The following is a 7,662-nucleotide window of genomic DNA, read 5'->3' as shown; positions in this document are numbered from 1 at the left end:
GGCCAGACACAGGAAGACCCCGCCCACCTGCGCGTCGCGGGAATCGTAGGCCACCCCTGCGGTGGCCTGCACCGTGCCGTCCGGCACGTCGTGCAGGGTGCCGCCGGTGACATCGGCGATCTCGGCGAGCGTCATCGCAATCATCGATGCTCCTTGGCTCCCGTGGAACTGCGGTACCCACGAAAGCTACCGCCCGTCCTCGGCGGGCCTGGTGAAGACTCGTCCATGCCCCGTGCGCTTTCACCCGCCCCGCCGGTAGTGCGCCTATCTCGGCGTGACGCCGGCACCGGCGCACCGGCGGGCGCCTGCGTCACGGTCCCGGTTATGCCGACCGTGTCGGAGCGGCCGGTCTCGACCCGGTGCGCACCGGCCCGATCCACGCGGCCGCGGAACTTTTCGCACTGTGGTGCCCGACTCCCCGCGGCACGATGAGCTTCAGCCGCCCCGGCGCGCACCTCGTGCTGCAGGGGGGGACGGGCGGCGTGCTCGCGGGCGACATCACCACATCGTGGTGCTGCCCGTGCGCCGCAGGCCCCACCGTGCCGACGGACGCGTCAGTCCCTCAAGTCCCGATCGCGCAGCAGCGGCGGGCGCAGTTCGAACGCGCGCTGCACGACCCTACGAAAGCCATCGGCCGTGCTCTCTCGCTGTCCCTGGGCGCATTTGAAGGCCTGTCGGAGGTCCTGGGCCTGCGAGCTGCTGGCGCGGGTCATGGCAAGCCAGGCGAGTTCCGTTTCCGGCAGCCTCTCGATGGCTTCTGAGGACTGCCTGCTGGCCGCCGGGCGGGGCCTGGGTGGCGAGGGACCTTGAGGGGTCCCGGTCGCGGCCGACGATAGCGCGGTGTCGGTTCATGTGCTGATTGGCTATGGCGGCAGTTTCGCAAGCGAATTCCCGCTCCCATGCGGCAGGCGCGTGAACGCCGACGCTACGAAACCTAACGCGACTGGCTCCGCAGCGCCGATTCAGCACCTGTGGACGCAGGACGGACTGAAGTGAACACAAAAGCCCCGGTCGCCCGATGCTAGGCGGCCAGGCCGGGTGCTCAGCAGAAGTCGGCGCCAGCGCATGATGGCCGGGATTCGGGTCAGGAGCTGACAGACAAGGCCGGTTCGATGGCGTCAGGTCGATACCGGTGTTTCCGTCTCATGCGAAGGGCTGTTCTCGTGGACAACGGCATGTGGGGCTACCAGGCCACCTCCGGCTACCAGGCCGGGATCGACCTCACCGGCTTCCGGGTCGAGGCGACCGACGGCCACATCGGCAAGGTCGACGAGCACTCCGCCGAAGTCCGCGCTCAGTACATCGTGGTGGACACCGGTCCGTGGATCTTCGGCAAGCACGTTCTCCTCCCCGCCGGAACGATCCTGTCGGTCGACACCGCCAACCAGACCGTCCAGGTCGGCCGCACCAAGGACGAGATCAAGGACTCCCCCGAGTACCACCCGGACAAGCACAACGGCGACGCCGACTACCGCAACCAGGTCGGCACGTACTACGGCGGCCTACTGTAGCCCGACAACAGCACCACGCCAGGGTGGTCCGCACGGGTGTGCCCGTGCGGAACACCCTTTGCGACCCGGCGCCGACTGCGACCGCCTCGAAGAGGCAGGGAGAGAACAACGATATGGCCAGCAGTCGTGCGCAGGCGCGCATCCGGCACCCGCGCCACCAGCGGCGCGGCGAGGCCCGCCTTCCTGCGGTCCTCGCCACACTCGTGGCCGTCGCCCTGTACCTGCTGCTACCGCAGAACCTGCTCCTTGGCCCGCGCTTCGTGCTGCCCACCTTGGAGGTGTTCCTGCTCGTCCCGCTCCTGGTGATCAACCCCAGACGCATGACCCGGCAGAACCGCGCCTCGCGGACCCTCTCCCTGGTCCTGGTCGCCGTCATCGCGGGCAGCAACCTGTTCGCCCTGGGACTGCTGATCCACGATCTGGTCTCCGCCGGCGTCAAGGACGGCGGCGCGCTGCTGGTGGCCGCCCTCCAGGTCTGGCTGACCAACATCATCGTGTTCGGGCTGGCCTACTGGGAACTGGACCGCGGCGGCCCCGTCGCCCGCACCCAGGCGCCACGCGAGGAGCTGCCCATGGCCGACTTCCGCTTCTCCCAGGACGAGAACGACGGTGCCGTCCAGGAGGTCGCCGACGGCTCCAGCATCAGCGCCGACTGGATCCCCACTCTCGCCGACTACCTCTACGTCTCGGTCACCAACTCCACCGCGTTCAGCCCGACCGACACCATGCCGCTGTCGACCCGCGCCAAACTCATGATGAGCGTCCAGGCCGTGGCCGCCCTCCTCACCTCACCCCTGGTGATCGCCCGAGCCGTCAGCATCCTGCACTGAGACCGGCATGGCCTACCTCCTCGCGCCCCAGGCCGTCAGCGTGACCGATGGTTGGGGGCACCCGCAAGACCGGCCTTGCTGTGTCGTAACGTCATGCGCGGCAAGGCCTACGGGTACGGGGTCAGCCGCTTCACAGCCGTGGACCAGGATCGGCCGCGTTGAAGGGAGGGCGTCCCGTCGGCCACAGGAGGATGGCGTCGTCGGCGTGCAGGGGCTCAAGCGCGCAGTGCTGCCACAGCCGGAAGAGGTCACGCCCGGGACAGTACGCGCGCATCGCGCCATGGTGTACAGCGCCGACCGGCCTTCGGGCCAAGCGTCCTGGCCCGTCAGTGGCGACAAGAAGCGTGTCAGAGGACCATCGCCCAACGGGCCCGGGGGAGCTGTGATGACGGTTGAAGCGCTGATGCGGCTGCGCTGCAACTCCCCGCGCTGCCTGGGCAGTTTCACCCGGCCGCAGACCGGGCGTGAACCTGACGGCATCCGTGGCGCGGCCGCCGCGTCGGGCTGGACCGTCGTCGGCGGCGCAGCCAGTCTCGCGCACCGCATCATCACCCGGGACATGTCCACTAGGGACCGCTGTCCGGCCTGCAACCGCGGCCGGCCGGTCGTGTTCGCGGGCAGCTGCGTGCACTGCGGCGGCATGGGGCCTCTCGGCTCGGGCGGCTGCATCGACTGCGGCCGCGACGCCGACACCGGACCGTCGGCCGCCGAAGGCGACCAGGTCGGCATCGACCGCGCGGAGTGAGGCGTGGCCCTCGATCAGCCGAGCAGCCGGCGCGAGCGGATTTCCAGGACGCAGGCCAGATAGAGCCACACGCCGCCGACCTGCACGTGGGTGATGTCGCCGCACCACTTCTCGTCCAGGTCCTGGGCGGTGAAGTCGCATCGGAGCAGGTCCGGGGCAGGCGGCGCGAGCCGGTCGGGGACGGTGGTGCGCTTGCGCCGGCGCAGAAGCCGGCCCTCGATCCCCTCGCGGCGCATCAGCCGCTCGACCCGCTTGCGGTTGACGGTGTGGCCGTAGCCCCGCAGTTCCGCGTGGACCCGGCGTACCCCCATACGTCCCCTGGTGCTCGGTGTGGATCTCGCGGATCTCCGCGACCAGGGCGTCGTCGGCCGCCCGGCGTTCGGCACGGGCGGCCGCGCCCGCAAGCCACCGGTAGAAACCGGCGCGTGAAACCCCGAGGACACGGCATATCCGCTGGACACCGAAGTCGGCGCGGTGGGTGGAGACGCCCACTGCCGTCTGTTCGTCGCCGCGCGCCACCGCCACCGCATCCATGGACATGGTGGCGCTGCCCTCCGGCTTCGTGAGGGCCGCCGCGGACCTGGGCCGGCTGGTGCTGTACGGCGGCGACATCGGCCTGCCCGGCATCCCCGCCGATTATCAGGCCGCCCGGCTCGCGGCTCTCACCGCCGCCGCTATGGCTAGTACGGCCGGACGTCCGAATCCGGGTGGGACGCCTGGTCGCCGTCGACCTGGCGGGCGCCGACTGGGCGCTGTGCGTGCGCCGTCTTCGGGTGGTGGTGCACCGCGTGTGCGCCGGTGGCGGGGGCAGTGAGGCGAGTTGAGCATCGTGGTGTGGCAGATCGGCTCGGCGATGACGCCCACTACGTGGTGGCGACGGCGCGGTTGTTCGGGTGGCGTGTGGTGTGGCGTGCCGGTGGACGGCTGCGGCTGGAACGGGACGGATGGCGGGTGCGGGCGCTGGCGGTGGATTCCAGTACGCCCGGATGCGCGCGGGTGGGCAGGCGTGGCAGGCGCTGGGCCGGCCGGAGCTGGTCTGGCTGTTGGAGGGCGAGGGCCGGGCGGTGCGGTCTTCGGCGTGAGGTGGGCGCCCAGCCGGCCGCCTCGACGTACTTCCAGTCGGCGGGACGGATTTCCAGCAGGTCAGCCGCGGCCTGAGCGGTGATGTACTGCTCGCCGTCGGCTTCGGCGGCGAGCCGGTCCAGGTCCTCGATGAGGTAGCGGTCCAGGGCCCCGACGGTGATCCGGCCCTCCCGGCCCATCCGGTCGATGTCACGCCAGGGCCAGCCAATGCGCTCGGCCGCCTGGTCCCGCGTCAGGCTCGCCTGCATCCAGGCCACCCGCTTGTCCACGATCCCGCGCAGCGGCCCGGCGTCGATGGCGAGCGCGTCGGCCGTGAGGTAAATCGGCCAGCCCTTGTACTCGTCCTTCGCCACCAAGTACCCGTCCGCGACGAGCCGCTGGATGTCGTCGCCGGTGACCGGCAGCTCGGTGCGCTCGGCCAGCAGGACCGCGATCCGGCGCGCCCCGAGGGCGTCGGGCAACTGCTCGGTCTCCTGCTGCGTCGCGGCTACGGCCGTATCCGACATCGACACGCCTCCAGGTCACGGGCTTCTCGTGCGGTAGCCATCAGCATGGCACCCACCACTTTCAGCCATCGCCCTGTCGGGTGCCGAGCCGACTCGCTCGTCCCACAGCCTTCCTCCTGTACGGAGCTCACCAGGAAAGGAACTGGACAGTCGCAGGACAGGCAACGAGCGTCAGCCGGCCCCTGTTGCCGTGCGGTCGTCGCAGTCGGTCAAACGAGCGGTGCGTCCGTGTCCCGCGCTACCTGCACGGCAAACCGCTCGTGGGCGGTCTGCTTGCTCATGCCGAGCGGGCCAGCGATCTCGTCCCAGGAGAAGCCGCCGTCCCGTGCCGCGCGCACGGCGTTCTTCTGCCAGGTCTCGATGTCCATCTGCAGGATCTTGGCCATGTGGGCCGCCAGGAGCGGGCGTGGCTGCTCGTCCGGGTCGCTGGGGTTGGTCAGTTCGTCGAAGACGTCGCCGAGCTGGGCGAGGAGTCGGTGAAGTCGGCGAGTCGGGTCCCGGTAGAGGCTGAGTTCGCAGTGCCGCTTCCACTCCTGTTCCATTTGCGGGTCGCACGCGTCGGGGTCGGTGAAGTCGGCCGGGCGACGGGCTCCGCGCCACCCGCAGGAGCAGATGGCGCGCAGTGCCTGGGCCTTGCGGCGTCCTTCCCGGCCGTCGTACTTGAAGGACCAGGCCCACAAGAGATCGCGCCGGTCGCTCTCCTGGCCGTCCTCCCAGGTGTCGCGTCCGGCGTCCGTCCCGTCCGACAGCACGGCCACCACGTTCCCGTCGTGGGGCTTCGTTTCGTCATAGCTTCCGTTGTAGCCATCCGCATACACCCAGCCCATATGGCACTCCTCAAGACGACAGCGACGTGGAAACCGTCAGATTTTCCTGACGATATCGCAATCGTCAGGAAAATCTGACGGTTTCTAGAACTTGGGCGAGGGCCCGGAACTCATTGCTGAATGCCGTACCTGAGCGGCGCCGGCGCCAGAGCGCTACAGTGAGCTTCGAAATCCAGACACGTGGAGGCCCCCGGTGACGGGGGCCTCCACGGTTTTGTGCTGGCTGTCGGTCAGTCGACGGCCTTGAGGCGGCGCTCAGACAGTTGGGTGATCTTGGCCCGGCGAGGGCGCTGGCCCTTGCGGGCGTCGTGCTCGGCAACGCGGCGCTGGTAGCGCTCCTCGAAGTCCGGCACGTCCAGCCGCTGCTCCCGGGGCATGGCCTTGACCGCGGCGAGCTGGTCGCGTGGGTTCTCGTAGGCGCTCAGCATCGGGTTGAGCTGGTAGATGCCGCGCTGAACCGGCGACAGCAGGTTCGCGAACTGGAGGTGCTGGATCCCGCGACTGACCTGGGTGCGCTCCAGGCCCAGCTCGTCGCTGAGCGCCGTCTGGGTCCACACGCAGCGGCCGCCTGGCTCCTGAGTCCCGAGAAGGTGGTAGAGCACCTGCAGCGCGGCCCCGGGCATCCGCGGGATGTACTGGAAGACGTTGAAGCTACCCCAGGTGATGTGCCCAGGGGCGTGCTCTGCGGCAGCAACTGTCATGGCGGTCACCCCTCCTCAGCTCGTTCGGTCTTGCGCTGGCCGGGCCTCGGCCGGGCCGCTTCAGGCTCGGGGAGGTCGGGCTCGGGCAGCATCAGCTGGATGAAAGCGTCGGGCACGTCGGCCATCTCGCGCAACTGTTCCATCAGCGCACGCTGGTCGACTCGCAGACCCTTCCGAGGCGTCCGGAAGCCCGGAGGGGGCTCCACGGGGACCGTTCCGCCGCGCAGGGCGGCCGCGGGGTTGAGGCGGTAGACGCCACGCTGCTGACGCCACACGACGCCCAGCTGCCCGAGCTTCACCATGAAGCGGTTGACGTGCTGCCGGGAGACCTCCAGCTCGTCCGCAAGCTGCTGCTGCGTGAGCTTGATGGTCCCACCGACCTCTTGGCTGCCGATCAGGTAGACGAGGATCAGCAGTCCGACCAGGTCGTGGCGGAAGTAGCGGCAGCTCCAGCGGAGGAAGGCGAGCGAGTCCATGCTGAAGAGCCCGCCGATGAACTCGCCGCTGGCCGGCGGCATGTCCACGAACGCGGTCGCGCCGGGCGGCAGCTCGATGGTCTCGTGGCCGGTGTTCAGCGCGCCGGGGGCGTCGTAGGGGCTCGGCGCAACGCGGCGGCGCCGGCCTGGTGGCGCCGCCGACCCCCTGTCAGGTGTCGGGTTTGGTAGCGGTTGTGCTGCCATGGGAGGGAAAGTGCTCCTTACGTCGAAATCCAGACGGAAGCAGCCTAGCGAGTGTGCAGATGCACCACAGTCGTGTGCCCTATTTCCACACTCGGCGTGTCATGTGTCGCCTGGGAGGTTCGTTTCTCCACTCCCTGGCGATGATGGCCGCGAGCCCCGATTGCCCGCGCCAGAGACACCGAACCACGGGAGTGTGCAAATACCCCACACTTCCCTCGCGCTCAGCACGCGCCTGTGGATAGATGACCGATACATCTGTCGTCTCGCGCGGACGTTACTCGCTAGTAAACAAGCCTCTGACCTGCGGTTTCCCGAGCGCCCTAACCCTATCTATATCGCGCGCGTGCGCGCGTTCTACACCTCACCTGACTGCCAATCAAGCCGCACCGCTGATGGTTCAGGCGGACAGTAACTAGAAGGGGTCTCCCGGCATCGCCCTCCGGGCGATCGGCCGTGGCGCGCTCGGTCTGCACTCGCGTCAAGTACCGCCTTGAGGGGACTCGTCAGCCCCGTACTCGCGAAGGCCGGGTCAGCGGCCGGCTTCGCCGGGCGCGCATTCTGCGCGGGGGCTCCTCCGGCCCCGCCCCCGCGCCTCCGACCGGCGCTCAGCCCCGTCAGGGCCTTGCTGGGCTTTCCGTCTCTCGTGCTCAATCCAGCATCGTTGCTGGTGGGTTGGGGTGTCGGGGGCCCCGGGGGCTGACATCTCCCTTTGCCCGTCCGCCTGCCCCGGTGTGGTGTGGTTGGGGTTGGGCGGGGTGGGCGGTCGCACGTCGGGGATG

9 protein-coding genes are annotated in these 7,662 nt (G+C 69.4%); 4 read left to right on the top strand and 5 right to left on the bottom strand.

Going from position 1 to position 7,662, the window contains the following annotated elements; translation table 11 throughout:
- The first annotated feature begins 428 nt into the window (after nt 1-428).
- The 4 genes from TR48_RS42690 (at nt 429) to TR48_RS39550 (ending at nt 3,086) form a co-directional block, all read left to right on the top strand.
- On the top strand, nt 429-761 hold the full coding sequence (locus TR48_RS42690; RefSeq protein ID WP_152628380.1) for a hypothetical protein: 333 nt from the start codon (nt 429-431) through the stop codon (nt 759-761).
- Nucleotides 762-1,145: 384 nt separating this feature from the next.
- On the top strand, nt 1,146-1,511 hold the full coding sequence (locus tag TR48_RS36345) for a PRC-barrel domain-containing protein (protein WP_042374877.1): 366 nt from the start codon (nt 1,146-1,148) through the stop codon (nt 1,509-1,511).
- A gap of 113 nt (nt 1,512-1,624) precedes the next feature.
- Nucleotides 1,625-2,341 carry a DUF1345 domain-containing protein gene (locus TR48_RS36340; protein ID WP_042374876.1) on the top strand — a complete coding sequence of 239 codons (717 nt, stop codon included), beginning with the start codon at nt 1,625-1,627 and terminating at the stop codon, nt 2,339-2,341.
- Nucleotides 2,342-2,726: 385 nt separating this feature from the next.
- Entirely contained in the window at nt 2,727-3,086 is a 360-nt protein-coding gene (locus tag TR48_RS39550; RefSeq protein WP_052443341.1) for a hypothetical protein, read from the top strand.
- Between the two features lie 14 nt (nt 3,087-3,100).
- Here the strand turns inward: TR48_RS39550 and TR48_RS43985 are convergent, their stop codons facing one another.
- The 5 genes from TR48_RS43985 to TR48_RS36315 all read right to left on the bottom strand — a co-directional run bounded on the left by TR48_RS43985 (nt 3,101) and on the right by TR48_RS36315 (nt 6,883).
- Entirely contained in the window at nt 3,101-3,397 is a 297-nt protein-coding gene (locus TR48_RS43985) for an IS3 family transposase (RefSeq protein ID WP_052443340.1), read from the bottom strand.
- Nucleotides 3,398-3,949: 552 nt separating this feature from the next.
- The gene (locus TR48_RS36330) at nt 3,950-4,681 is read right to left on the bottom strand and encodes a hypothetical protein (protein ID WP_152628379.1); all 732 of its coding nucleotides are present in this window, start codon (nt 4,679-4,681) and stop codon (nt 3,950-3,952) included.
- A gap of 203 nt (nt 4,682-4,884) precedes the next feature.
- Nucleotides 4,885-5,502, bottom strand: a complete 618-nt coding sequence (locus tag TR48_RS39540; RefSeq protein WP_052443339.1) for a hypothetical protein — start codon at nt 5,500-5,502, stop codon at nt 4,885-4,887.
- A gap of 230 nt (nt 5,503-5,732) precedes the next feature.
- A complete protein-coding gene (locus TR48_RS36320) occupies nt 5,733-6,203 on the bottom strand; it encodes a hypothetical protein (RefSeq protein ID WP_042374884.1) in 471 nt (156 codons plus the stop codon).
- 5 nt (nt 6,204-6,208) lie between these two features.
- A complete protein-coding gene (locus TR48_RS36315; RefSeq protein WP_236652490.1) occupies nt 6,209-6,883 on the bottom strand; it encodes a helix-turn-helix domain-containing protein in 675 nt (224 codons plus the stop codon).
- Between the last annotated feature and the right edge of the window lie 779 nt (nt 6,884-7,662).

Source organism: Streptacidiphilus neutrinimicus (assembly GCF_000787815.1).
GTDB lineage: Bacteria > Actinomycetota > Actinomycetes > Streptomycetales > Streptomycetaceae > Streptacidiphilus > Streptacidiphilus neutrinimicus.
Note: the sequence above shows the minus strand (reverse complement) of the source record. Positions and strands in the feature narration are given on the sequence as shown.

Coding starts and splice junctions, on each gene's coding strand:
- TR48_RS42690 (WP_152628380.1), top strand. CDS start 429: ATGAGCTTCAGCCGCCCCGGCGCGCACCTCGTGCTGCAGGGGGGGACG.
- TR48_RS36345 (WP_042374877.1), top strand. CDS start 1,146: ATGCGAAGGGCTGTTCTCGTGGACAACGGCATGTGGGGCTACCAGGCC.
- TR48_RS36340 (WP_042374876.1), top strand. CDS start 1,625: ATGGCCAGCAGTCGTGCGCAGGCGCGCATCCGGCACCCGCGCCACCAG.
- TR48_RS39550 (WP_052443341.1), top strand. CDS start 2,727: ATGACGGTTGAAGCGCTGATGCGGCTGCGCTGCAACTCCCCGCGCTGC.
- TR48_RS43985 (WP_052443340.1), bottom strand. CDS start 3,397: ATGGGGGTACGCCGGGTCCACGCGGAACTGCGGGGCTACGGCCACACC.
- TR48_RS39540 (WP_052443339.1), bottom strand. CDS start 5,502: ATGGGCTGGGTGTATGCGGATGGCTACAACGGAAGCTATGACGAAACG.
- TR48_RS36320 (WP_042374884.1), bottom strand. CDS start 6,203: ATGACAGTTGCTGCCGCAGAGCACGCCCCTGGGCACATCACCTGGGGT.
- TR48_RS36315 (WP_236652490.1), bottom strand. CDS start 6,883: ATGGCAGCACAACCGCTACCAAACCCGACACCTGACAGGGGGTCGGCG.